23 protein-coding genes are annotated in these 24,595 nt (G+C 73.8%); 11 read left to right on the top strand and 12 right to left on the bottom strand.

Going from position 1 to position 24,595, the window contains the following annotated elements:
• The first annotated feature begins 77 nt into the window (after nt 1-77).
• The 5 genes from J7I94_RS11480 (at nt 78) to J7I94_RS11460 (ending at nt 3,343) form a co-directional block, all read left to right on the top strand.
• Complete coding sequence (locus J7I94_RS11480; protein ID WP_215166924.1) at nt 78-1,106, top strand: Ppx/GppA family phosphatase; 1,029 nt, start codon at nt 78-80, stop codon at nt 1,104-1,106.
• Between the two features lie 38 nt (nt 1,107-1,144).
• Entirely contained in the window at nt 1,145-1,327 is a 183-nt protein-coding gene (locus tag J7I94_RS11475; RefSeq protein WP_215166923.1) for a hypothetical protein, read from the top strand.
• A 107-nt stretch (nt 1,328-1,434) separates the two neighbouring features.
• Nucleotides 1,435-2,448: an iron-containing redox enzyme family protein gene (locus J7I94_RS11470; RefSeq protein ID WP_215166922.1), complete on the top strand. Its 1,014-nt coding sequence runs from the start codon at nt 1,435-1,437 to the stop codon at nt 2,446-2,448.
• A 21-nt stretch (nt 2,449-2,469) separates the two neighbouring features.
• A complete protein-coding gene (locus tag J7I94_RS11465) occupies nt 2,470-3,123 on the top strand; it encodes a HemK2/MTQ2 family protein methyltransferase (protein WP_308114546.1) in 654 nt (217 codons plus the stop codon).
• Entirely contained in the window at nt 3,104-3,343 is a 240-nt protein-coding gene (locus J7I94_RS11460; RefSeq protein ID WP_215166921.1) for a CDGSH iron-sulfur domain-containing protein, read from the top strand. The genes J7I94_RS11465 and J7I94_RS11460 overlap by 20 nt, the downstream gene beginning before the upstream one ends.
• Nucleotides 3,344-3,530: 187 nt before the next feature.
• Here the strand turns inward: J7I94_RS11460 and J7I94_RS11455 are convergent, their stop codons facing one another.
• The 6 genes from J7I94_RS11455 to J7I94_RS11430 form a co-directional block, all read right to left on the bottom strand.
• Nucleotides 3,531-5,120 (bottom strand): RICIN domain-containing protein, encoded by a 1,590-nt coding sequence (locus J7I94_RS11455; protein ID WP_215166920.1) that lies wholly within the window; start codon nt 5,118-5,120, stop codon nt 3,531-3,533.
• Nucleotides 5,121-5,343: 223 nt separating this feature from the next.
• Entirely contained in the window at nt 5,344-5,721 is a 378-nt protein-coding gene (locus tag J7I94_RS11450) for a toxin Doc (protein WP_215166919.1), read from the bottom strand.
• Between the two features lie 3 nt (nt 5,722-5,724).
• Nucleotides 5,725-5,973, bottom strand: a complete 249-nt coding sequence (locus J7I94_RS11445; protein WP_215166918.1) for a hypothetical protein — start codon at nt 5,971-5,973, stop codon at nt 5,725-5,727.
• Nucleotides 5,974-6,061: 88 nt separating this feature from the next.
• Nucleotides 6,062-8,299 carry a glycoside hydrolase family 9 protein gene (locus tag J7I94_RS11440; RefSeq protein WP_215166917.1) on the bottom strand — a complete coding sequence of 746 codons (2,238 nt, stop codon included), beginning with the start codon at nt 8,297-8,299 and terminating at the stop codon, nt 6,062-6,064.
• 191 nt (nt 8,300-8,490) lie between these two features.
• A complete protein-coding gene (locus J7I94_RS11435) occupies nt 8,491-9,735 on the bottom strand; it encodes a PD40 domain-containing protein (RefSeq protein ID WP_215166916.1) in 1,245 nt (414 codons plus the stop codon).
• Between the two features lie 264 nt (nt 9,736-9,999).
• The gene (locus tag J7I94_RS11430) at nt 10,000-13,089 is read right to left on the bottom strand and encodes a glycoside hydrolase family 2 TIM barrel-domain containing protein (protein WP_215166915.1); all 3,090 of its coding nucleotides are present in this window, start codon (nt 13,087-13,089) and stop codon (nt 10,000-10,002) included.
• Between the two features lie 261 nt (nt 13,090-13,350).
• On the opposite strand from J7I94_RS11430, the gene J7I94_RS11425 reads away from it, so the two are divergent.
• Both J7I94_RS11425 and J7I94_RS11420 read left to right on the top strand, forming a co-directional pair.
• On the top strand, nt 13,351-15,744 hold the full coding sequence (locus tag J7I94_RS11425; protein WP_215166914.1) for a SpoIIE family protein phosphatase: 2,394 nt from the start codon (nt 13,351-13,353) through the stop codon (nt 15,742-15,744).
• A 102-nt stretch (nt 15,745-15,846) separates the two neighbouring features.
• On the top strand, nt 15,847-16,539 hold the full coding sequence (locus tag J7I94_RS11420) for a DUF4232 domain-containing protein (protein WP_215166913.1): 693 nt from the start codon (nt 15,847-15,849) through the stop codon (nt 16,537-16,539).
• A 10-nt stretch (nt 16,540-16,549) separates the two neighbouring features.
• On the opposite strand, the gene J7I94_RS11415 is transcribed toward J7I94_RS11420, so the two are convergent.
• Entirely contained in the window at nt 16,550-17,518 is a 969-nt protein-coding gene (locus J7I94_RS11415) for an aldo/keto reductase (protein ID WP_215166912.1), read from the bottom strand.
• 229 nt (nt 17,519-17,747) lie between these two features.
• Here J7I94_RS11415 and J7I94_RS11410 point away from each other — a divergent pair, with 229 nt between their 5' ends.
• Nucleotides 17,748-18,617, top strand: a complete 870-nt coding sequence (locus tag J7I94_RS11410) for a hypothetical protein (RefSeq protein WP_308114545.1) — start codon at nt 17,748-17,750, stop codon at nt 18,615-18,617.
• Here the strand turns inward: J7I94_RS11410 and J7I94_RS11405 are convergent.
• From J7I94_RS11405 to J7I94_RS11395, 3 genes are all read right to left on the bottom strand, one after another.
• Complete coding sequence (locus J7I94_RS11405) at nt 18,557-19,126, bottom strand: flavoprotein (RefSeq protein ID WP_215166911.1); 570 nt, start codon at nt 19,124-19,126, stop codon at nt 18,557-18,559. The genes J7I94_RS11410 and J7I94_RS11405 overlap by 61 nt on opposite strands.
• Before the next feature lie 153 nt (nt 19,127-19,279).
• Nucleotides 19,280-19,483: a ferredoxin gene (locus J7I94_RS11400; RefSeq protein ID WP_215166910.1), complete on the bottom strand. Its 204-nt coding sequence runs from the start codon at nt 19,481-19,483 to the stop codon at nt 19,280-19,282.
• Nucleotides 19,484-19,497: 14 nt separating this feature from the next.
• Nucleotides 19,498-20,691: a cytochrome P450 gene (locus J7I94_RS11395; protein ID WP_215166909.1), complete on the bottom strand. Its 1,194-nt coding sequence runs from the start codon at nt 20,689-20,691 to the stop codon at nt 19,498-19,500.
• 174 nt (nt 20,692-20,865) lie between these two features.
• On the opposite strand from J7I94_RS11395, the gene J7I94_RS11390 reads away from it, so the two are divergent.
• The gene (locus J7I94_RS11390) at nt 20,866-21,315 is read left to right on the top strand and encodes a nitroreductase family deazaflavin-dependent oxidoreductase (RefSeq protein ID WP_215167039.1); all 450 of its coding nucleotides are present in this window, start codon (nt 20,866-20,868) and stop codon (nt 21,313-21,315) included.
• Between the two features lie 74 nt (nt 21,316-21,389).
• Here J7I94_RS11390 and J7I94_RS11385 read toward each other — a convergent pair whose 3' ends face one another.
• Complete coding sequence (locus J7I94_RS11385) at nt 21,390-22,301, bottom strand: cation diffusion facilitator family transporter (protein ID WP_215167038.1); 912 nt, start codon at nt 22,299-22,301, stop codon at nt 21,390-21,392.
• 245 nt (nt 22,302-22,546) lie between these two features.
• Between J7I94_RS11385 and J7I94_RS11380 the strand changes: the two genes are divergently transcribed.
• Together J7I94_RS11380 and J7I94_RS11375 are read left to right on the top strand one after the other, a co-directional pair.
• Nucleotides 22,547-23,572, top strand: a complete 1,026-nt coding sequence (locus tag J7I94_RS11380) for a glutathione S-transferase family protein (protein ID WP_215166908.1) — start codon at nt 22,547-22,549, stop codon at nt 23,570-23,572.
• Nucleotides 23,573-23,708: 136 nt separating this feature from the next.
• On the top strand, nt 23,709-23,981 hold the full coding sequence (locus J7I94_RS11375; RefSeq protein WP_215167037.1) for a DUF4235 domain-containing protein: 273 nt from the start codon (nt 23,709-23,711) through the stop codon (nt 23,979-23,981).
• A 54-nt stretch (nt 23,982-24,035) separates the two neighbouring features.
• On the opposite strand, the gene J7I94_RS11370 is transcribed toward J7I94_RS11375, so the two are convergent.
• Nucleotides 24,036-24,428 carry a VOC family protein gene (locus J7I94_RS11370; protein ID WP_215166907.1) on the bottom strand — a complete coding sequence of 131 codons (393 nt, stop codon included), beginning with the start codon at nt 24,426-24,428 and terminating at the stop codon, nt 24,036-24,038.
• Nucleotides 24,429-24,595 lie beyond the last annotated feature (167 nt).

The following is a 24,595-nucleotide window of genomic DNA, read 5'->3' as shown; positions in this document are numbered from 1 at the left end:
GGCCGTAAAGGGGCCTCGACCGGCCAACTCTCGGTGAACAACGTTGATCCGCTCGGTAAATGGGTACCTGCGGCAGCATGCGAATCAGCGTGGTGGACGTGGGGTCGAAGACGGTCCGGCTGGTGGTGGCCGACGCCGAGGGCGGGATACCGCTGCCGGTGCACACCGCCAAATGGCGGCTGCGGTTGTCGGAGCAGGTCAGACCAGGGGGGCCGATCCCCGGGGAGGCGGTCGAACGGCTGGTAGAGGCGGTCGCCGCCGCGAGCCGGACCGCGTCCCGCTGGGGCGCGTCCGGGCCGCTGGCGTTCGCGACCGCGGTGGTGCGGTCCGCGCCCAACCGGCAGGAGGTGCTGCGCGCCGTGCGCGCCCGCACGGGCGTCGCCCTGTGCACCCTGCCGGGCGAGGTGGAGGGCGAGCTGACCTTCCTCGGCGCGCGGCGCTGGATGGGCTGGCGGTCCGGTCCGCTGGCGCTGCTCGACATCGGCGGCGGCTCCCTGGAGGTCGCCTTCGGCCGCGGCCGGCTGCCCGACTTCGTGGCCTCGCTGCCGCTGGGCGCGAATCGGCTGACCCACGAGTTCTTCGGGGAGCAGGACCCGCCGGCGCCGGAGGCGATCCGGGCGCTGCGCCGCCGGGTGCGCCACCAGCTGCGGGACGCGGCGGCCCGGATCCGCTGGGAGGGGCCGCGCACCGCCGTGGCCACCTCACGGACCTTCCAGCAGCTGGGGCGGCTGTGCGGTGCCGCGCCCGGCCGCCAGGGGCCTTTCGTGGAGCGGGAGTTGCACTGCGGCGACCTGAGGACGGCGATCGACCGGCTGGCCGCGCTGCCCGCCGCCGAACGGGCCCGGCTGCCCGGCATCTCCGCGCCGCGCGCCGCGCAGAGCCTGGCCGGCGCGGTGATCGGGCACACCGCGATGAAGCTGACCGGCCTGGACACGGTGACCGTCTGCCCCTGGGCGATCCGCGAGGGGGTGCTGCTGCGCCACATCGAGGACGGCCCCTCCTGGTGGGCGGAGATCATCCGGCAGAACGAGCAGGACGAGCAGAACGAGGAGTCCGTCGGTCCGGGCGGCCCGGTGCCGCTGCGGATCGCGGCGGCCCTGCACTGACCACCACCCACTTTCGAATGCCGAGGCAAGGAGCTTTCATGACCCAGAACGGCGAGAACGGCGGCGAGAAGCCCGAGACGGCCCTGGAAGAGGTCATGCGCGAGATCGAGGAGGCGGAGACGCGCGACCCCGAGGCGCAGCGGGAGCGGCGGCACCGCGGCGAGGCGGGGGACGCGATCTCCCCCAACACGGGGGCGCAGGAGCAGTCGGAGCGCGACTGAGGGGCCTGACCCTCGTGGGGCGGCCGCGGGTGCGGTGAGGGCTTGTCGCGCGGTTCCCCGCGCCCCTGACGGGGATGCCGGCCGCCCTCCCGGGTACCCGCCACCCCATGCACACCGACCGCGAAGAACCTTCACTGCCGTCCCCTCGGGGCCCCCTCTCCGCGGCCGTCCGGGACCACCTGCGGGGCACCGGCCCCCTCCCCCGGACCGAGACCGTGGAATCCGTCCCGGCCTGGGGCGACGACCTCCAGCTCGCCCTCTACCAGTGCTACGAGTTGCACTACCGCGGCTTCGCCGGAGTGGACGCCGAGAAGGAGTGGGACCCCGCCCTGCTCCGCTTCCGCGCCGCGCTGGAGGGCCGGTTCCTGGCCGCCCTGCGGGCCGGCACTCGCGTCCACGACACCGTCGAGGACGCGATCGGCGACCTGCTGGTGGAACCGGTGGACGGCACGGGAGTCACCCACTTCCTGCGCGACAAGGGCGAGCTGTGGCACCTGCGCGAGTACGCCGCCCAGCGCTCCCTGTACCACCTGAAGGAGGCCGACCCGCACGCCTGGGTGCTGCCCCGGCTGTGGGGACGGGCCAAGGCGGGGATGGCGGCCGTGGAGTACGACGAGTACGGCGGCGGACGCGCCGACCGCGTGCACGCCCGGCTGTTCGCCGACCTGATGACCGACCTGGGCCTGGACACCACGTACGGACGCTATCTGGACGCGGCGTCCGCGGAGACGCTGGCCACCGTGAACATGATGTCCCTGTTCGGACTGCACCGGTCCCTGCGCGGCGCCCTCGTGGGCCACTTCGCCGCCGTCGAGATCACCTCCTCGCCCGGCTCCCGGCGGCTGGCCGAGGCGATGCGCCGCACCGGCGCCGGACCGGCCGCCGAGCACTTCTACGACGAGCACGTCGAGGCCGACGCGGTCCATGAGCAGGTCGTCCGTCACGAGGTGATCGGCGGTCTGCTGGAACAGGAGCCGCACCTCGCGCCCGACGTGGTCTTCGGCATCGACGCCACCGGACACGTCGAGGACCTCCTCGCCGCCCGGCTGCTCACCGAGTGGCGGGCGGGCCGCTCGTCCCTGCGCACCCCGCTGACGGAAGCCGTGGCCCATACTTCCTGACCCGTGGGGTACCCGGGACGCGTGAGTCCCTTGGTGCTGCCGGGTGTGTACGCCCCGCAAGAAGACACGGCGCTGCTGTCCGACGCCCTGAACGACGAGCCGCTCGCCGCCGGCGCGGACGTCCTCGACGTGTGCACCGGAAGCGGAGCGCTGGCCCTGGCCGCCGCCCGCCGGGGCGCCCGGGTCACCGCGGTGGACGTGTCCTGGCGGGCGGTGTGCACGGCCCGGCTGAACGCCGCGCGGGCCGGGCTGCCGGTCCGGGTGCGGCACGGGAACCTGTTCACCCCCGTGCTGGGCGAGACCTTCGACCTGATCCTGGCCAACCCGCCGTACGTGCCCTCGCCCGCCGGGCCGCGGCGGCCACGGGGCGCGGCCCGCGCCTGGGAGGCGGGCCACGACGGCCGGCTGCACCTGGACCGGATCTGCCGGCAGGCGCCCGCGCGACTGCGGCCCGGCGGGGTGCTGCTGCTGGTGCAGTCGGCGTTCAGCGACCCCGACGGCACCGTCGGACATCTGCGGGCCGCCGGCCTCAAGGCCGCGGTGACCCGGCGGCGCCGGATCGCCTTCGGCCCGGTGCTGCGCGGCCGGGAGGCCTGGCTGCGGCGGCGGGGTCTGCTGTCCGGGACCGACAACGAGGAAGAGCTGGTGGTCGTCCGTGCCGAACTCCCCGTCTGACACCCCCCGCCGGATCACGGTCCAGCGCCGGGGGCCCCTGCTGGTGGAGGGCCCGGTGGAGATCGAGCTGGAGGACGGCACGACGGTCTCCTCCGACCGCTTCCGCGTCGCCCTGTGCACCTGCCGCCGCAGCCGCCGCTTCCCGTGGTGCGACACCAGCCACCGCGCCCGCCGACAGCCCGGCGACGCCCCGGCCGACGGCGCGGGACGGCGCGACTGACCAGGCGCACGACGGCCTCCCCGCCCGCGCCACCGCGCCGGTTTCCCGGCGCGTCCGGCCCCGGAACGGCGACCCGCACGGTGTGCTCACCCGCCCCCTCGGGCGGTGTGTGGTCCGCTCCCGGGAGGCCTGCTGTCGGCACGGCCTGTCACGCGATTACGACCGGGACGGCGGGGAGACCGGCTGATCAGCGGCCGGCCAGTCCGACGGAACGCGCCGCCGGGTCCCCCTGCCCGGCGGCCGACGCCGGCCCGGAGCGCGTCGGAGAGGTCGGGGCCGGGTCGGTGCGCCAGCGCTGTCCGGTGGAGTTGTCGCGCAGCTTGACCACGATGTCGGCGCCCGGCTCGGCGGCGGTGACGGCGAGGGCCAGCTGCGGGTCCCGGCGGAGCACCAGTTCGTCGTCCGTGGTCAGGGCGTAGCGCACGTCGTAGCCCCGCGCGGTGCCCTCGTCTGCGCAGGTGCCCAGGACGACGACGCCGGCGTCCGCCCGCGAGTCCAGGCACAGCCCGGGGTCGGCCACCGACCGCAGCAGCCCGTCGTCCTCGTACGTCCACTGCTGGGTCCACCGCGACGAGCAGGGCGTCAGCCGGGCGCCCGCGCCGGCCTCCGGCACGCCGGGGACGTCCAGGCACAGCCCGGCGGCCTCGTTGCGCAGCCGGGTGCCGAGCGGTGCGGCGGGCGGTCCGGCGGCCCCGGTGGGCGCGGGCGCCGAGGCGGAGGGCTCGTGGCCGGCGACGCCGGTGGAGGCGGCCGGTCCCGCGCTGCTCCCGTCGTAGCTCCAGGAGTTGATCACCAGCGCGGTCATCAGGACGCCCGCCGAGGCGGCGCCGACGCCGCGGAGCAACGACCCGGCCGAGCGCGGGCGGCGCACGGGCATCCGGGCCAGCAGGCCGGTGCGGGCGCCGCGGTGCCGGGCGGTGTCCCCGGCGCGGGGGCCGGGGGCGGCGCGGCCGGGCCGGGAGTCGAGGTAGCGGCGGGCGCCCCAGCCGAGTACGGCCTCGGCGATGAGGGTCGCCGGTCCGGTCTCGGCCAGGGTGAGCTGTTCGGCCGCGTGCCGGCAGTGCCGGCACCGTTCCAGGTGTTCGCGCACGTCCGGGAGCAGTTCGGTGCCCCGGCGGATCGGGACGTCGAGGAGGCGGTTGTGGAACCGGCAGTCCTGGGTGGGCGCGAACTGCTGGTGGGCGCGCACACACGCCTCGCGGAAGTGCTCCCGCGCCTGCGCCAGCGCCGCCGACGCCGTGTCGTGGTCGAGGCCCAGCAGGCCGGCCGGAACGCTGACGGGCTCGGCCTCGACCTCCGTGTGCCACAGCAGACAGCGGGCGGTCGCCGGGAGCGACTCGAAGGCCCGCGCGGCCAGCGTCCGGTTCTCCGGGGTCAGCGACTTGGCGGTGCGCATGCCGCGTCCGCCCGCCGGTTTGAGCAGTTCCGGCAGGGTCGTGGGTAGCCGGTCGTCGGCGGCCCACTGCCGGACCGTGTCGCGCACGGCCACCAGGAGCCGGGGGCGCAGGGCCGCGGCGGGGTCGCCCTGGGCGAGCCGGTCCAGGACCTTGCGGAAGGCGGCGGCGGTGACCATGGCGGCGACGTCCGCCGGGGTGGCGAGGCAGATGGCGGCGTAGTCGTGCGCCGGCCGCCAGTGCCGCGCGGTGAGCAGCGCGGCGGCGGAGGCGGCCAGGTTCTCCGGACGCTCCCGCAGTCTGGCGGCGAGGGCGTCGTCGGACTCCCCCGGGTCTCCGCCGGACGGGGGCCGGAGCGGACGAGGGGGACGAGGGGTGGGCACTGAGGGGTTTTCCTTCCCACGCGCAGGCGAATGCCGACAGCGGGGAGCGCGCACCGACGGTGAAGCGGACCCGGTCCATCAGGGCGCGCGCGTCACCCGGCCGTCACCCCCCGCACGGGGGCATCACTCTGGCACGAACACAGAAGGTCAACAAGGCACTTGGGAAACCTGCACACTTGAAGGAAAGTCAGCCCTCATGTGAGCCGCGGCGTCGGCCCCGGCGTCATATCTGCCAGGAGCGCAGCCGGTCGGCCGCGCGGTAGATGTCGGCCTTGCCGGACATCAGATCGCGGGCCAGGTCGACCAGCGCGCCGTAGGGCGGGTCGATGCCGGCACCGCTGACGAACATGTAGGCCACGGCGGTCGCGCAGGCGAACCGGGCGTTGGCCGACGGCAGCGGCTTGAGCACGGCGAGGGTGTGCAGCAGGGCGGCGGCCCGCCAGGCCGGGTCGGAGTCCACGCCGAGGCGGGGCGGGTCGACCCGGTGCCGGGCGACGGCGGCGACCAGGGCGGAGAAGTCGTTGACGACGGGCTGGTCCGGCAGTACTTCCTCGTGGCGCTGGAGCAGCCAGGGCACGTCGATGTGGAGAACGGAGGCCATGCGTCAGGCGGCCCGTCCCTCGCCCCGGGCGGGCGGCGGCTCGTCGTCGGGGAAGGCGGCGGCGAACTCCTCGGCGTGCCCCTGGAAGAACCGGCGGAACGCCTCCGCGCCTTCCTGGAGCGCCCGGTGCCGCGCGATGTCGGCGGCGGCGGCTTCTCGGACCAGGGCCTTCATCGACGTACCGCGCTCCTTGGCGATCTGACGCAGGTCCTCGAGTTCGCGGTCACTGAACTCCACGTTCAAGGCTGGCATGCCCCCACGGTACCGCTCGGGTACTGACTCGACAATATTGCCAGGTCAGAACGGGTCCCGTGCGGTACCGCCGGGGCGGGAGGCGGGTTCAGCCCTGGTCGGCCACGAAGGCCGCCATGCGGGCCAGCGCGGCGTTCCAGTTGATGGTGGTCTCGTTGGTCGACCAGGACTGGATGTCGTCGATGTAGCAGAACTGGCCGACGCAGCCCTGGAGTTTCGCCTGGGCCAGGGGGTCCTGGATGCTGGAGTTCGGACCGCCGGAGAGGGTGCCGGCCGGCGGGTCGGGGAGCGCGGGGTCGAGCTGGCGGGCGTACCAGCGGCTGTGCTGGTGGTGTGCGCTGGCCTCTCCGTAGCCGGTGACGTAGGAGATGTTCAGCGCGTTGCGGCCCAGGATGTAGTCCATGCTCTCCAGGGCGCCGTCCCGGTACTTCGCGGCGCCGGTCAGGTCGTGGGCCGTGGCGAGCACGACCGCGTTGTTGAGGACCTGGTGGCTGGAGCCCCAGTCGTAGACGTTGTTCTCGGGGGCGTACGGCATCCCGTAGGGGTGGGCGTCCAGAGTGGCCAGGTAGCGGTCGGCGCCCTGGACGACGGAGCGGCGGACGGCGTCCCGGCCGGGGAGCCGGCTCGGCACGGTCGCCAGGTCCAGGCGGGCCGCGGCGGCGGTACGGGCCCAGTCGAAGCCGAGCGGGCCGAAGATGTCGGCGGTGTGGACCGGCGAGGCGAGCACGTGGTCCCGGAAGTCCTTCTCGCCGGTGGTGAGGTACAGCTCGGCCGCCGCCCAGTAGAACTCGTCCCGCACGTCCCGGTCGGGGTAGGCGCCGCCGCCTACGCCGTCGTTCTCGTCGGCGTACACCTCGGGGTGGGCGAGCGCCGCCGCCCACGCCGTGCGCGCGGCCTTCAGCGCCCGCGCGGCGAACTCACGGTCGTACGGCTGGTACAGGCGGGCCGCCTGGGCGGCGGTGGCGGCGAGGTTGAGGGTGGCCGCGGTGGTCGGCGGGTGGAGTTCGCGCTGCTGCGGGTCGTCGCTGGGCAGCAGGGGCAGGCCCGTCCACTGCTCGTCGTGGACCTTGTGGTGGGCCATGCCCGCCAGCGGCTGCCCCTCGGGGACCTGCATCTTCAGCAGGAAGTCCAGCTCCCAGCGGACCTCGTCGAGGAGGTCGGGCACCTTGTTGCCGCTCTCGGGAATGGCGAGGGTGCCGTCACGGAAGCGTTCGGCTCCCCGCGTGTGCAGCGTCCGCTCGTAGGTGCTCAGCAGTTCCCACACCGAGATGCCGCCGTTGACGACGTACTTGCCGTGGTCGCCGGCGTCGTACCAGCCGCCGGAGACGTCGAGCCGGTAGTCGCAGACACCCGGCTGACAGGGCACGTCGGTGTCGCCCTGGTTGGGCGCGACGCCCATGTGCCCGGCGGGGCGGGCGTAGCCGGGGCGCAGGTCGTCGCGTATCGCGAGGCCGCTGCGCTGGGTGTAGTAGAACTTCGCGGCGTCGGTGCGCAGCCGCTCGTAGGCGGCCGTGCCGATGTCGAAGGGGCGGCTGGCCTCGCCGTCGGCGACCAGGGTGAGGCCGGTGCCGCGCTTGCCGTAGCGGCCGAAGTCGATGGAGTGGACGTTCTGCCCGGAGGAGGCGTCGGTGCCGCGCGGCACGGTCCGGCCGCGGGCGACCACCGCACCGTCGGCGTCCTTGAGCCGCCAGGGCAGCGCGCCGGTCGCGTCGGTGACGAGGGTGGCGTTCTTCGGCCCGTCCGGCAGGTAGGCGACCTGGTTGACCCGGACCCGCGGCCCGGTGTCGGGTTCGTACGGCTCCGGGGGCACCCCGCCGAGCAGGGACACGTCGTCCACGCAGAACCGCCACGGCTCGGCGCTCCCGCCGACCTGGAAGGCGACCTGGCCCTGGGCGGTGCCGGCGGGCGCGGTGAAGGTGTAGGAGTAGCTGTCGCCGGAGACGCTCGGTTGCGGGCTGACCTCGTGGTAGGCGTCGTACGGCTCGACCGCGAGGCCGACCAGGGCCCGGACCGTGTGCCCGCCGGGCGTGCCGCTCGCACGGAAGGAGAAACGATACGTCTCCCCCGCCACGAGCGGGATGTCGTTCTGGCCGATGATCGCGTCCCAGCGGTTGGCGGTGCCGCCGGGGACGTCGGCGCAGAGCCGCCCGTCGTCCACGGCGGCGGTGAGGTTGCCGGTCGTCCACCAGGGCTCGGTACCGTCGTCGAACGTGCCGTTCCTGACCTGCTCGGTCTCCTCGGCACCCGCCGGGCCGGCGGGCAGCGCGGTGAGGGCCGCCGCCAGCAGGGCGGCCAGGGGCACGAGGACGGTGCTGCGTCTTCTCACGTCTGGGCTCCTCGGGGGGAGGTGCGGGCGACACTCCCCGCACGACGGCGTGGGAGCGCTCCCAGAGACGGACGCCGACCATGTTTGTTGGAGCCATGACACCGCGTCAACGGTCCGGACGGAACGCGTTCCGTCCGGACCGTCACATCCCCGGCCGCAGTGGTCTCGACGGGACCGGCTCAGCGGGTCCCTCAGCGGATGCGGCGTACGTACGCGTCCGCGCCCGCGCTCCGCGGGCCCCGGGCCATGTGCCCGGCCTCCGAGGAGAAGGCGACCGTGCCCGCGCGGGAGTCCAGCGGCTGGTCGCCGACGAGCGCCTCGGCCGGCCGGCCCGAGGCGTCGGTGACGGCGGGCGTGGTGCGGCCGGTGCGCAGGTCCCGCAGGTACCAGGAGCCGTCCGACCAGTTGGTCGCGGCCCGGAAGAGCAGGTACCGGCCGTCGCGGCTGAGCCTCCCGTCCAGGGTCCACAGGGACGGGTCGGGTGCCTCGACGATCCGCAGCGAACCGGTGCGGAGGTCGCGGACGAAGACGTTGTACCCGGCGCCGTTGGCGTCCTCGGGGCCGAGGTCGGTGGCCGCCGAACTGAAGGAGACGTAGCGGCCGTCGCCGCTGATCCGGCCGTCGTGCACGTCCCCGTTGCCGCGGACGCCCTCGGGTGTGAGGTACGCCGACCGGTACTCCCCGGTGCGGGCGTCGGCCACCTTGACGTCGTTGAACGGGCGGTAGTACTGGCCGTTCGTGTACACCAGCACCCGTCCGTCGTCGCTGAGGGAGGGCCCGTACGACAGGACTCCGAGGTACGGATGGATCGTCAGCTCTCCGGTGCGCATGTCGCGGACGGCGACGCCCCGGCCCGGTTTGGGCACCGCGTCGCTCGACTCGTAGGCGACGTACCGGCCGTCCGCGCTGACGGAGGCGTCCCTCGCGTGCGCCGTGTTGCCCGTGATCTCGTTGCCGGCGTACCTGAGCTTCCCGGTGCGCAGGTCACGCCAGTAGACCGACCGCTTGTCGTGCGTCTCTCCCGGGATCAGGTCGGGCGCGGCCGAGATGAAGACGACGTGCCGGCCACCGGCGCTGATGGCCCCGTAGGTGGCGCCGTGCGCGGACTGCCTGCCCTCGGCGTCCGTGCTGACGCGCTGGGTGCGGCCGGTCCTCAGGTCCCGCAGGAAGACGTCGGCGACGCCGTTGGTGTCCCCGCGGACCAGGCTGGACGCCTCCGACACGAAGACGGCGTACCGTCCGTCGGCACTCAGGGACGGGGCTTCGGACTCGGCGTCCGCGCCCTGGGTGAGTCTGACGTTGTGGGTCTTCGGGTGGTGGCCGTGCCTGCCGTGCGACGGCGCGGTGTGCGCCGTCGCGGGTGCCGGCAGTACCGCGACGGACGCGGCGGCGGCGACGGTCAGGGCCGCGACGGCCGTTCCCCATCTGCTGCGCATGAGTCGGTTCCCCCTCGGAAGTCGGTGTCCCGGGCCGGTGACGGCCGTGGGCCCGGGCCGGGAGCCGTACGAGAGGGCGGCCATACCCCCTCGTGCACCCCGCGCGCCTCCCCCGGCCCCCACCGGGCACACCGTCAGTCAAGGCTCACCACCGGCACCGCGGCAATCCGCAGAACGCCGTACAACCCCCCGGCGAGATCGACGGTCCGCGTGGGCCGGGCAGGGCGCGAGCCGCTCCTGGGCGTGCGCCCTCCCCGGCACCGGTCAGGCGGCCGGCGCCGCCAGCCGGCTGATCCGTACCGCGCCCCGGGGCTCACCGGGGTGGCCGCTGGTCAGAGTGAGGCGGATCCGGGAGCCGCGGACCGGGTCGAAGGTGACGACCGTGGGCCGGTCGGAGGCGGTGGCCCAGTCGGTACGGGCACCCTCGACGGCCCGCCACGCCCGGCCGTTCCACACCTCGGCCCCGATCGCGGCGGGCAGGCTGTGCGTGGCGTCGGTGGTGAAGGAGACCTCGATCCGGTCGAAGCGGCGGGCGCGTCCGTAGTCGACGCTCACCCAGTCCTCGGCGCGGGCGCCGTCGAAGGCGGGCAGCAGGGCGGTGGCCGCCTTGACGAAGCCGTTGGACCAGCCGGTCGCCGGGTCGCCGTCGAGCATGGCGGCCGGAAGGGTGTCGGGACGGCCGGAGTAGCTCGCGTCCGCGTGCGGGGTCTCCACGGGCGCCGGATACGCCGCCCGGAACCCGGGCGCGGGCGTGGTGGCGCGGTCCGCCGCCCGCTCGGCGCGCACGCTGGCCGTGCCCGTGCGCAGCCCCTCCGCTCGGGCGGTCACCTTCAGCGTCCCGGCCCGGGTGCCGGAGCGGACGATGGCGAGGGCCTTGCCGTGGAAGGCGGTGCGGGTGCTCGCCTGGTAGGGCTCGGCGCTCTCCTGGCGGCCGTTGTCCAGCCCGGCGAGACAGCCGCCGGTCACGTCGAAGGTGATCAGGTGCTCGGCGCCGGGCACCACCGTGCCGTGCCGGTCGACGACGTCGGCGGTGACGAAGACCAGGGAACGGCCGTCCGCCGCGAGGGACTTCCGGTCGGGCGTCAGCCGGATCGCGTACGGCTCACCGGCCGTGCGCAGCACATCGGTGGCGACCGTCTTCCCGTCCCGCCGGGCGACGGCCTTCAGCTCGCCCGGCGCGTAGGGCACCTTCCAGGTCAGGTGGAGCTTGCCCGCGCTGCCGTTGGGGCTGGTGTAACTGCCCGGCCAGGGGCCGTCGGTGAAGGTCTTGTCGTCGCCGGTGGCCTCGGTGGTCTCCAGGTAGCTCCGCCCGTCCACGGTCTTCTTGGTGTCGAACTTCCGCACGCCCAGCGACGCCCCGTCGAGGAACAGCTCGACGGTGTCCACGTTGGAGTAGGCCCACACCTCGACCGTGTCGCCCGCCGCGTGGTTCCAGGTCATCGGCAGCAGGTGGACCATCGGCTCCTCGGTCCACTGGCTGCGGAAGAGGTGGTACATGTCCTTGGGGAAGCCCGCGGTGTCCACGGCGCCGAAGAAGGACGCCTTCACCGGGAAGACGTCGTACGGCGTCGGCTCCCCGATGTAGTCGATGCCCGACCACAGGAACTGCCCGGTGAACCACCTGCGGTCCCGGTCCTTCTTGTGGCCGTACTCGCCGCTCATGGTCCAGGAGGCGAGGTTGTTGTCGTAGGAGGAGGTCGCCCGCCTGCCGGGGGTGTGGTTCTCCCCGGTGTTGAGGTGCTGGGGCTCCTGGTACGTGCCGCGCGTGGAGGTCTCCGAGGACGACTCCGACTCGAACAGGAACAGGTGGGGATAGGCGGCGTGCAGGGCGTCGACCGACTTGGCGGTGTTGTAGTTGAGACCGAGTCCGTCGAGCTTGGCCAGCATGAGGTCGGCCGCCGAGCCCTTGGCGGGCATACTGCGGTACTTGTCGGAGCCGATGACCAGGGGGCGGGTGTCGTCGGCGGCCTTGATCGCGCCGATGATCCGGTCGGCCATGGCGAGACCGGCGGTGGAGGTGGAGTCGGGGACCTCGTTGCCGATCGACCACATCACGACGGCGGGCGAGTTGCGGGCCGCCAGGACCATCTCGCCGGCGTCCGTCTCGCACCACTGGTCGAAGAACCGGCCGTAGTCCCAGCGGTTCTTGCCGGTGCGCCAGCAGTCGAACGCCTCGACCAGCATGACGATCCCGAGTTCCTCGCAGACCCGGATCACCGCCGGGTCGGGCGGGTTGTGCGAGGTGCGCAGGGCGTTGACGCCCATCGACTTCATGATCTCCAGTTGCCTGCGGACCGCGTCGGCGCTGACGGCGGCGCCGAGCGCGCCCAGGTCGTGGTGGAGGTCGACGCCCTTGAGCTTGGCGTGGACGCCGTTGAGGTGGAAGCCCTCCTCGGGGTCGATCCGGAAGGTTCGTATCCCGAACACGGTGTCGTAGGTGTCCACCGTCCGGCCGCCGACGCGCAGTTCGGTGCGCAGGGTGTACCGGTCGGGGGCGGCGAAGTCCCAGCGGCGGGGCCGGGCGACGGCCAGTTCGTGGGTCTCGCTCCGGTCGTCGGCGCCGACGGTGACCGTGGAGGAGGCACGGGCCACGGTGCGGCCGTCGGGGTCCCGGACCGCCGAGCGGATCTCGACCTCGCGCGAGGCGCCGGAGGCGTTCACCACCGTGGTCGCCACCCGGACGACGGCCCGCTCGTCGGTCACCTCCGGGGTCGTGACGTACGTGCCCCAGCGCCCCACGTGCACGGGTTCGGTGACGACCAGGCGGGCTTCACGGTAGATGCCGCTGCCGGAGTACCAGCGGCTGCTCGGCAGCCGGTTGCGGACCCGGACCGCGAGCACGTTCTCGGTCCGGCCGTCGGTGTGCACCAGGTCGGTGATGTCGAGGGCGAAACCCGTGTAGCCGTAGGGGTGGCGGCCCGCCTCGGTGCCGTTGCACCAGACGTAGGCGTCCATGTAGACGCCGTCGAACTCCACCGCGATCCGCTTGCCCGCGAGCGCGGCCGGCAGCGTGAAGGACAGGCGGTACCAGCCGAGGCCGCCCGGCAGGAAGCCGGTGCCGCTGGTGGTGCCGTGCTCGGTGGTGGGCGCCTGTTCGATGCTCCAGTCGTGCGGGACGGCGACCTCGCGCCAGGCGGAGTCGTCGTACCCGGGGTCCGCGGCGTCCGCATCGGGTTCGTCGGCGCCCACGGGGTCGGCGAGGGTGAAGCGCCAGCCGTCCCGCAGGGCGACGGTACGACGGCCGGGGAAACCTTCCTTCTCATCCGCCGCCCACGCCCCCGGGGCGACCGGCAGCACCCCGACCGCCGGGGTGGCCGCGGAGGCGATCAGGACCGATCTGCGCGTGACTGTCATGGCTCTCCCTCGTCAGGGCCCAGAAGTACTCACAAGTGATCGCGAACAAACAGATTCTGTCGATGCGTCACGGCAGTCCGTCAAGGGGGCGGAGGCGCACTTCTACCGCACGCGCCACCCCCGTCGCGCCTGTTGAAGACCCCGTGCGCCCACCAAGTGCCGTACAGACCGCGTTCGGGTCCGCGCGACCCCTGTGACCCACTACGCTGTGCCCCAAGTGACACACCGTTCACTGTGAGTGTGCGCGATGGAGTGGCGACGATGAGCCCGGTCAACCCGTACGACGATGCCGCCACGGCCCGGGCCGTCATCGACGACACCGGCGTGGTACTGCACTGGAACGAGGGGGCGAGCAGACTGCTCGGCCACCCGCCGGAAGGGGTCGTGGGCCGGCCCGCCGCCGACCTCCTGGCCGACGGCAGCCAGGACGAGTTCCCGAAACCCGGCGACGCGCGCTGGCACGGCGTGCTGAAGCTGCGGCACCGCGACGGACACGTGGTGTCCGCCCGGGTGCTCGCCCGCCGCCGGGGCCCGGACGACGGCCGCCCGGCCGGCTGGCTGGCGGTCGCGGCGCTGGACAGCGTCCCCGACCCGGCGGACGACCCCCTGGTCAACCTGGCGCTGACCCAGTCGCCCTGCGCCATGCTGATCTTCGACGAACAGCTGCGTCTGTGCGGCGTCAACGACGCCATGGCCCGTCTGACGATGGTGCCGCCCGAGCACCTGCTCGGTCTGCGGCTCACCGACATCGACAGCCACCCGGAGTACGCCAAGTACGAGGAGAACCTCCGGCGGGTGCTCGTCACCGGGAAGCCGCACGAGGTGGAGACGTTCCAGCCGGTCCCCGGCGAGACGCACCCCCAGGCGTGGCTGGCCCGCGTCGCGCGGCTGACCGGCCCCGACGGCCGGATCCGCGGCGTCTGCGCGAGCGTCCACGACTTCACCGAGCAGCACCGGGCCCGGGAGCGGCTCCAGCTGGTCAACGAGGCCAGTGTGCGCATCGGCACCACGCTCGACGTCACCAGTACCGCCCAGGAACTGGCCCAGGTCTGCGTCCCGGTCCTCGCCGACTTCGTCAGCGTCGACCTGCTCGACCCGGGGGAGCACGGCGGCGAGCACCCGGACCGGCCCCTGCCGCCGGTGGCCCTGCGCCGGGCCGCCCACACGTCGATCACCCCGGGCTGTCCCGAGGCGGTGGCCGAACCGGGCCGGCTCGACGACTACCCGGCCGGTTCCCCGCAGGCCGAGTGCCTGGTCACCGGACGCGCGATCGTGACCACGGTGCCCTCCGGGGACGGCGAGGGGTGGCGCAGCCTGGACGAGGTCCCGTTCCGGGGAGTGCGGGAGGACGGCGTCCACTCCATGCTGTGCGTCCCGCTCCAGGCCCGGGGCGCCACCCTCGGGGTCGCGGTCTTCGCCCGCTTCCGGAGCCCGGTGCCGTTCACCCACGAGGACGTGCTGCTGGCCGAGGAGGTCACCGCGCGGGCCGCCGTCTGCATCGACAACGCCCGCCGCTACTCCCGGGAGCGGGAGACCACACTGACCCTCCAGCGCAGCCTGCTCCCCCGCCAGCTGCCGCCCACGGCGGCGGTGCAGGCCGCCTCCCGCTACCTCCCGGCGGCCCGCGCCGGAGTGGGCGGCGACTGGTTCGACGTCATCCCGCTGTCCGGGATGCGGGTCGCGATGGTCGTGGGGGACGTGGTGGGCCACGGCATCCAGGCGTCGGCCACCATGGGCCGGCTGCGTACCGCCGTGCGCACCCTCGCCGACATCGACCTGGCCCCCGACGAACTCCTCACCCACCTCGACGACCTGGTCGTCCGGCTCTCCGACGAGTCCGGCGGCGACGGCACCGGCGAGGTCGGCGCCACCTGTCTGTACGCGGTGTACGATCCGGTCTCCCGGCGCTGCACCCTGGCCCGGGCCGGTCATCCGCCGCCCGTCCTGGTCCCGCCGGACGGACCGCCCCACCACGTCGAACTGCCCTCGGGGCCGCCGCTGGGCGTGGGCGGGCTGCCGTTCGAGTCGGCCGAACTGGACCTCAGCGAGGGCTCGGTACTGGCGTTCTACACCGACGGGCTGATCGAGAGCCGGGAGCGGGACGGCGACACCGGTATCGCCCTGCTGTGCGAGACCCTGGCGGCAGCCCCGCCCGGCACCTCGTCCGCGGCCCTGGACCAGACCTGCGACCGGGTGCTGCGCACCCTGCTGCCGCCGGGCGGCGCCGCCGACGACGTGGCCCTGCTGCTGGCCCGCGCCCGGGGCCTGCCCCCGTCCCGGGTGGCGACCTGGGACATCCCCGCCGACCCGGCGCTGGTCGCGCCCGTCCGCAAGCAGGTCCTGGACCAGCTGGCCACCTGGTCGCTGACGGAGGCGTCCTTCACCACCGAGCTGGTGGTGAGCGAACTGGTCACCAACGCCATCCGCTACGGCGCCCCGCCGATCCGGCTGCGGCTGATCCACGACGCGACCACACTGATCTGCGAGGTGTCCGACACCAGCCACACCGCCCCGCACCTGCGCCGCGCCAAGACCTGGGACGAGGGCGGGCGCGGTCTGCTGCTGGTCGCCCAGCTCACCCAGCGCTGGGGCAGCCGGCACACGGCCGAGGGCAAGACGATCTGGGCGGAGCTGGCGCTGCTGGACCAGGGATGAACGCCGGTTTCCGCGGCCTCGCGACGGGACATCCGGACAGACAGGACGTAGGGAACGAACCCCGGTCCGGTCGTGACGAATCCCCAGGAGGGTGAGGCAGCGATGGTGAACACATACCGGCCGGTGCGCCGGACGGCGCTGCTCGCGGGCGCGGTCGCGCTGCTCGGCGCCCTGACCGCCTGCGGCGGCGACAGCGGCGGTACCGCGACGGCACCGGACCGTTCCCCGACGACCGCGGGGACGGCCACGGACGGGAACACGGCCGGACCCACGGCCGCACCCGGCACGGACTCCCCCAGCGCCCCGGCGTCCAGCGCCGTACCGAGCACCGCCCCGACCGACACGGCCGGGTCCGCGTCGGCCTCCGCCCGCACCGACGGCCGCTGCCGCACCACCGAGCTGCGGGCCTCCGTCGGCCGCGTCGACCCGGGCGCAGGCCAGCGCAACTTCCCCGTGGTCCTGACCAACACCTCGTCCCGCACCTGCACCCTGTACGGCTATCCGGGCGCCGCGTTCGTCGACGCGTCCGGCAAGCAGCTGGGGCCGGACCCGGTGCGCGACCCCGCCTCGCCCCGGACCCTCACCCTCACCCCGGGCAAGAGCGCCTGGTCGGCGCTGTCGTTCGCCAGCCCGGACATCAGCGGGGCGCGCACCGCCGCCCCGGCGACCCTGCTCGTCACCCCGCCGGACGAGCGGGACGCCCTGGAGGTGACCTGGAAGGCGGGCGAGGTGCCGGTGGGCGGCAACGAGTCCGAGGTCTCGCTCACCGCCCTGACCCCCGGCACGGGCCCCTGAGCCGCCCGGCTCAGTGACCGGCGACCGGATGCGGCGCGTAGGGCCGCTCCAGTTCCTCGGCTTCCTTGTCGCTCAGCTCCAGTCCGACCGCCGCCACCGCGTCCTCCAGGTGGCCGGACCTGGCCGCTCCGACGATCGGCGCGGTCACCGTGGCCTGGCGCAGCAGCCAGGCCAGTGCCACCTGGGCGCGCGGGACGCCGCGCTCGCCGGCGATGCGGGTGACGGCCTCGACGATGGCGCGGTCGCCCTCCTGGTAGAGGGTGCCGCCGAAGCGGTCGGTCTCGCTGCGCCGGGTGGCGGTCCCCCAGTCACGGGTGAGGCGCCCGCGGGCCAGCGGGCTCCACGGCAGCACGCCCACGCCCTGGTCAGCGCAGAGCGGCAGCATCTCCCGCTCCTCCTCGCGGTAGATCAGGTTGTAGTGGTTCTGCATGCTGACGAACTTGGTCCAGCCGTTGCGCTCGGCGGTGTACTGGGCCTTGGAGAACTGCCAGGCGTACATCGAACTGGCCCCGATGTACCGCACCTTGCCCGCCTTGACCAGGTCGTGCAGGGCCTCCATCGTCTCCTCGACGGGCGTGTGCGGGTCCCAGCGGTGGATCTGGTACAGGTCCACGTAGTCGGTGCCCAGCCGCCGGAGGCTGTGGTCGATCTCGGTCATGATCACCTTGCGGGACAGGCCGCCGCCGTTGGGGCCGGGCCGCATCCGGCCGTGCACCTTCGTGGCGAGCACGATCTCGTCCCGGCGGGCGAAGTCGGCCAGGGCCCGTCCGACGATCTCCTCGCTGGTGCCGTCGGAGTAGACGTTGGCCGTGTCGAAGAAGGTGATCCCGGCCTCCACCGCCTGCCGGATCAGGGGACGCGCGGCGTCCTCGTCGAGGGTCCACTCGTGCGGGCCCCGCTCGGGCACGCCGTAGGTCATGCAGCCCAGACAGATCCGCGAGACGTCCAGGCCCGTCGAACCGAGCTTCACGTACTGCACCGTTGCCGCTCCCGCCTTCAGGACGAGTGATCTTCAGGTCGAGTGATCTTCCAGGAAGAGCCTACGGCCTTGAGGTGACCGTCCGGCGTGGGAGCGGCCCGGGAACGGGCGGGCTCGCGCATCCTCGGCGCAGACGGCGGCTGCCCGGCCCTCCGGTCCGCCGCTGTTTCCGTCAGCGTTCCCGTCAGCGTTTCCGTCAGCGTTTCCCTCACTGTTTCCGGAGGAAGATGTGCCGATCCGTCCGAGAAGTGTCCCGGTCCTGGCCGGTGCCGCCGTGCTGTGCCTGGCCCTCGTCCCGTCCGCCTGGGGCCGTCCGGGTCCCGTGCCGAAGCCGGCGGAGGGGACGGCGTCGACGCTGTGCGCCCCGGCCGGCACCCTGCGCGGCGCGGGCGGTCAGCGGGCCGCGGTCAGCCTGTGCGCGAGCGGCGGCGCCCGCGGCCTGTCCGTCTCGGCGCCCGCCACCTGTACGACCGGCTCCCGGGCGGCCGTCCGGTACGCCTGTGCGACCTCCGGGACCTGGACCGCGCGGCGCGACGGCGCGACCGTCGCCTCCGGGACGCTGCCCGGCGCGGACGCCACCTACCCGGGCCCGGGGACGTACGAGATCACCGCGTCCGTGCACGCGCGTTCGGAGCCCGGGGGCGTGGACCTGCGCGGCACGGTGCGCGCGAAGCTCCGGCTGAGCGCGCCCAAACCCGCGCCCACCCACCGCGTCGAGGTCGACCGTCGCGTGCTGCGGCCGGACACCGTCACCACCCTCACCTACACCGTCCACCGGGACAGCGACGCGGGGGACGGCAGCGCCCGCTTCGGGCTCATCGGCGAGGAGGGGTCGGGGGTGGAGCTGGCCACGGACGACGCCCGCTGCGTCAATCCGCTGGTGGGCCGTCACCCGTCGACCGACCGGCTCATGCACTCCCTGGACTGCGCGTTCACCGACCTCCAGCCGGGCCGGCCGGCCACCGTGCGGGTCCGCGTCGCCCTGAAGGCGGCCTGCTCGACGGTGGTGTCGAAGCTGGGGTACTGGATGCCGCGCGGTCAGGACGTGTTCACCGGCGGCATGCTGGTGGGGCCGACGGTGGGCTGCGACCGGTCCTGACCCGGACGCCCGACGAGGTCCAGCGCCCGCTCCCAGGGGTACCCGGCCGCGTCCGGGGTGCCGAAGCGGACGCCCATCGCGCGCAGCCGGGCGAGACTCTCCCGGTAGGCCGGGTGGGCGGCCAGCGCGTCGCCCACGCAGGGCAGTACGCCGATGGGCACGCCGAGGCCGTACGCCTCGCACAGGGTGCCCAGGGCGAGGGTGTCGGCGATGCCGGCGGCCCATTTGTTGAGGGTGTTGAAGGTGGCGGGCGCGACGATCACGGCGTCCGGCGCGGGGAACGGGCGCGGTTCGCCGGGGCGGCGTGAGCGGGCCCGTACCGGGCGGCCGGTCAGCGTCTCGACGGCCGCGACATCGAAGAAGCCGTCGGTCGCGGCGGTCGGGGTGGCGATCACCCCGACCGCCCAGCCGCGCCCCTGCGCCGCTTCGATCAGTTCGCCGACGTCCGCGGCGACGCCGGCGGCGCAGACGACCACGTAGAGGAAGGGTTTCCGGTCCTGTTCGGTCACCCGGGAAGCCTACTCAGCGGGCGGCCGGTGAGGTGACCGTCTCCGGCCGCCTCGCGTGCCGCCCGGTCCTCCGGGGCGGCTGGGGCCGGGGCACGGCCGCGCGGGTCGGTCCGGGGGCGCCCGGGGCGAGGCGGCCGGATGCCACGCCGGGCGTCAGCCCGCCGGATGATCCGTCACGAGGACGGCGCCCACCGGGCAGGCCCGGGCCGCCTCCCGGACCAGAGGGCTGCCGCCGCCGTCCTCGCGGCCGGGCAGGACGGCGCCGTAGCCGTCGTCGTCCTGGGTGAACACGTCGGGGGCGGTCAGGGCGCACTGGCCGGCGCCGATGCAGACGTCTTTGTCGATGTCGATGCGCATGGTCCGTCAGCTTCCTACCAGGTCACGGGGAGTTCCAGTACTCCCTGGATCGTGTCGCCGGGTTTGTGGGGGATCCGCTCGGCCGGAACGGCCAGGCGCAGGCCGGGCAGCCGGCGCAGGAGGGTGCCGAGGGCGATCTCCATCTCGGCGCGGGCCAGGTGCTGGCCGAGGCACTGGTGGATGCCGGAGCCGAAGGAGAGGTGGAGGCGGGTCGGGCGGTGCCAGTCGAGGGCGTCCGGCTCCGGGCACAGGGCCGGGTCCCGGTTGATGACGGAGAGGGCGAAGACGACGCCGTCGCCGGCCCGGATGGTCTCCCCGTCCGTCTCGATGTCCTCGACGGCCAGCCGCAGCAGACCGTCGGTGATCGCCAGGGTCCGCGTCAGTTCCTCGACGGCGGCGGGCAGCAGGGCGGGGTCGGCCCGCAGTTCGGAGAGGCGCTCGGGGTGGCGCAGCAGGGTGTAGGTGCCCAGGGAGATCATGTTGGCGGTCGTCTCGTGGCCCGCGACCAGCAGGATGACGGCCAGGGCGACGAGTTCCTCGCGGCCGGGGGTGTCCGGGCCGGGGCGGTGGACCAGGTCGTCCAGCAGGCCGGTGCCGAGGTCCGCGCGCTTGCGGTCGACCAGGTCACCGAGGTACGCCGCCAGGCGGTCGCGGGCGTCCAGGGCGTCGGCGGCGGTGGGGCCGCGCAGCAGCCGGCGGGACTGTTCCTGGAAGAAGGCGTGGTCGGCGTAGGGGACGCCGAGCAGCGCGCAGATCACCCGCGACGGCACGGGGAGCGCGAAGGTGGTCACCAGGTCGGCGGGCGGGCCCTGGGCGGTCAGCGCGTCGAGGTGCTCGTCGACGATCTCCTGGATGCGCGGGCGCAGGGCCGTCGCCCGCCGCAGGGTGAACTCGGGGAGCACCAGGTGGCGTTGGGCCCGGTGTTCGGGGTCGTCGACGCCCAGCAGCGCGGCCTTGCGGCCGGCCGTTGCGGCCAGCCGTGGTGAGGTGGCGGGGAATCCGGGGCGGGTGCGGTCGGTGGACAGCCGCTGGTCGGCCAGGAGCCGGCGGGCGGTGGCGTGCCCGGTGACCAGCCAGGCCGGGCGGCCGTCGTAGAGGGTGACGCGGGCCAGCGGCCGGGTGGCGCGCAGCCGGTCGTAGCCGGCGGGCGGCTGGTAGGGGCAGGTCCGGTCCTGAGGGAAGGCGACGGGTTCGGTCGTGTCCGGCATGACAGTCCATTAGATGCCGCGCGCCGCCGGGCGGCGACGCGAAGTTCGGCCAGATCGGCGCACCGGGGCAGCAGCCGGGGATCGCGGTCGGGAGGCGATAGAAATGGATTACGTACCGGGTGGCGTTGACCTCGGTGCCAGTGAGCCGTACGACCGACGATGGGACGGATGCAGATGCCTCTTGAGGGCGAGTACGAACCCAGCCCGACGCAGTGGGTGCGGGAGCAGGTGGAGCTGTACGAAAGGTCCGGCGGCACCGAGGGCACGACCCTGCGGGACACCGGTCTGCCGGTGATCCTGCTGACGACCAGGGGCGCGAAGAGCGGGAAGCTGCGCAAGACACCGCTGATGCGCGTCGAGCACGACGGCCGCTACGCGGTGGTCGCCTCGCTGGGCGGAGCGCCGAAGCATCCGGTGTGGTACTTCAACGTCAAGGCCGACCCGCGGGTGGAACTCCAGGACGGGGCGGTGAAGCGGGACTTCACGGCCCGTGAGGTCACGGGCGCGGAGAAGGCCGAGTGGTGGGAGCGCGCCGTCGCGGCGTTCCCGGACTACGCCGACTACCAGAAGAAGACGGACCGGGAGATCCCGGTCTTCGTGCTGGAGCCGGCCGACGGTTCCTGAGAGCGGGCCGGGAGTCCGCTGAGAATTTTTCTCTCCGGCCGTGCATGAACCGGCCGCCGCCGGGCACCCGAAGGTCAGGTCCCGCCGCGTTCCCCCGTCGCGGCGGGGCTTTCGCCTGCCTCCCGCGCGCGCCGGTCCGTCACGTCCAGGAAGATCTGCCCCGCCTCGGGCACGGTGTTGGCGAGGGACCGCTTGATGCGTACGGCGACCTCCTCGACCCGTTCGCTGTCCAGGCCGGGCACCAGGTCGATGCGGGCGGCCACCAGGGTGGAGTCGAGGCCGGTCTTCATCGTGAACAGGGCCTCGACGCTGTCGATCTCGGGCTGGGCCTCCAGCAGGGCCCGGATCCGGCCGGTGGCCTCCGGGTCGGCGGCCTCGCCGATCAGCTGTTCGCGGGCCTCGCGGCCGAGCCGGTAGGCGACGTAGACGAGCAGCGCGCCGATGGCGAGCGAGGCGGACGCCTCCCAGACCACCTGTCCGGTGACCATGTGCAGCGCCATGCCGATCATGGCGAGGGTCACGCCGAGCACCGCGGTGCCGTCCTCGGCGACGACCGTGCGCAGGGCCGGGTCGCTCAGGCCGCCGCCCTGCCGGCGCACCTGGTGCAGGGCCCGCAGCAGCGAGGCGCCCTCGGCGAGGAAGGCGACACCGAGCACGACCAGACCGGCGACGTAGCCGCTCAGTTCTTCCTCGGCGCCCGTGCGGAGGGCCTCGACGCCCTGGTAGAAGGAGAAGCAGCCACCCATGACGAAGATGCCGACGGCCGCGAGCAACGACCAGAAGTACCGCTCCTTGCCGTAGCCGAAGGGGTGCCGGCGGTCGGCCGGGCGGCGGCTGCGGCGCAGCGCGGCGAGGAGGAAGACCTCGTTGAGGCTGTCGGCCACGGAGTGCGCCGCCTCCGACAACAGCGCGGGTGATCCGGCGACGAAGCCGCCGGCCGCCTTGGCGACGGCGATCACCAGGTTGGCGGCCAGCGCCACCAGCACGGTGACGCGGGTACGCCGGTCGGTCGCCCCGTTCTCCGGTGTCTTGGGTCCGCTGTCCGGTGTCTTGGGTCCGCTGTCCTCGCCCGTCCCGGGCGTCGTCTGCCGCGTAGTCGTTCCGCTCACCTTTCGCCGGATGCCCCCGGCCTGCCCGGATCACACCCACTTGTGGGTGGCCGGCCCGTGCCGGGGGCCGAAAACTGGGAACGCGTCAACCAGGGCATCCGTGCGGCAGGGAGGAGAGGGCCATGAGCGAGGGCGCCGGAGAGGCCGGCAACAGCGCGTACGGCAGGAAGGCGTTCAAACGGTCCCGGAGCCATTTCGCGGACCGCGTCACCGCCGACGGCCGGGACGGCTGGCCGGTGGCGGCCGGGCGGTACCGGCTGGTGGTCAGCCGGGCCTGCCCGTGGGCGAGCCGGGCGCTGGTCTCCCGGCGGCTGCTCGGCCTGGAGCAGGCCCTTTCCCTGGCGATCGCCGACCCGATCCAGGACGACCGCAGCTGGCGGTTCACCCTCGATCCGGACGGCCGCGACCCGGTGCTCGGCATCCGCTACCTCAGCGAGGCGTACGACCGGCGGGAGACCGGGTATCCGGGCGGGGTGAGCGTGCCGGCGATCGTGGACGTGCCGAGCGGCGCCCTGGTCACCAACGACTTCCAGCAGATCACCCTGGACCTGGCGACCGAGTGGACGGCCCTGCACCGGCCGGGGGCGCCCGACCTGTATCCCGAGAAGCTGCGTGACGAGATCGACGAGGTGATGGCGGGCGTCTACCACGACGTCAACAACGGGGTGTACCGGGCGGGCTTCGCCACCGGCCAGGAGGAGTACGAGGAGGCGTGCGCGGGCGTGTTCCGGCGGCTGGAGCTGCTGACGCCCCGGCTGGAGCGGCAGCGCTATCTGGTCGGCGACACCATCACGGAGGCGGACATCCGGCTGTTCACCACGCTGGTCCGGTTCGACGCCGTCTACCACGGCCACTTCAAGTGCAACCGCTGGAAGCTGACGGAGAGTCCGGTGCTGTGGGGTTACGTCCGCGATCTGTTCCAGACGCCGGGTTTCGGTGACACCGTGGACTTCGACCACATCAAGCGTCACTACTACCAGGCGCATACGGGCGTGAATCCGACCCGCATCGTGCCGCTGGGCCCCGACCTGTCCGGCTGGCTCACGCCGCACCACCGCGAGGAGCTGGGCGGCCGGCCGTTCGGTGACGGCACCCCGCCCGGGCCGGTCCCCGCCGACGAGGAGGTACCGGCGCGGGGCAGGCCCTGATCCGCTCCTCTTCGTTCGACGTACCGACTCAATCGACTTACCGACTCGTTCGGCGTACCAATTCATTCGGCGTACCGATTCGTTCGGCGCACCAAGGAGGAGTTTCGTGGGAAAGAAGAAGAAGCAGAAGCTTCCGATGGCCTACAAGCCGGTCGGCTTCGTGCTGGGCTGGGCGGGCGGCGCGCTGGCCGGGATGGCGTTCCAGAAGACGTGGAAGCTGATCCGGCACGAGGACGACGCGCCCGACGCCCTGGACCCGGACCGCGGCTGGGGCGAGATCCTGCTGGCCGCCGCGATCCAGGGTGCCATCTTCGCCGTGGTGCGCAGTGCCGTGGACCGCTCGGGCGCCAAGGTCATCGAGCGTTCCACCGGGGTGTGGCCGGCCGCGGGCTCGGGCGGCCGGGACTGACCACCGCCCCGGCACGCCGCCGACGCCCCGCGAGCGGACCGTCCGCCGCGGGGCTCAGCCCTGTTTGGGCGCGGTCGAGGGATGGCGGCGCAGGGTGAAGGAGTGGCCGGCCGGGTCGGAGAAGCCGCGCTCCTCGTAGGGGCCGGGCGTGTCCTTCGCCTCCACCGGGCGCCCACCGAGCCCCACGATGCCGCGCTCGGCCTCGTCGAGGTCGTCCACCACGAAGTCCAGATGGACCTGGAGGGAGTTCTCGGGGCGGGGCCAGCTCGGCGGGGTGGCGTTGACGTCCCGGCGGAACGCCATGCGGAAGCCGTCGGCTCCCCTGATCTCGATCCGGTTGGCGGCCACGTCGGTCTCCCGCGCGCCGAGCAGCTCCTTGTAGAACTCCGCGAGCATCTCGGGCTCGGCACAGTCGAGCACCACGACGCCCGCATTCACCAGTGCCATCTCTTCTCCTCCGAAGGTCCGGGGCGCGGGGCGGCCTGCCCCGTGCCCTGTACCTAGCTGATATCCGCGCCCGGCGGATTCAGTCGGGCGGGGGCGGCAGCGCGGGGTTCGTGGGTGTGCGTCGGGGCGGGCGGTGGGCGTGCGGAGGCGGTCGGTGGGCGCGCAGA

The sequence above is a fragment of the Streptomyces sp. ISL-12 genome (assembly GCF_018614415.1).
In the GTDB taxonomy this organism is placed as follows: Bacteria; Actinomycetota; Actinomycetes; order Streptomycetales; family Streptomycetaceae; genus Streptomyces.
This window is presented reverse-complemented; position numbering and strand designations above follow the sequence as displayed.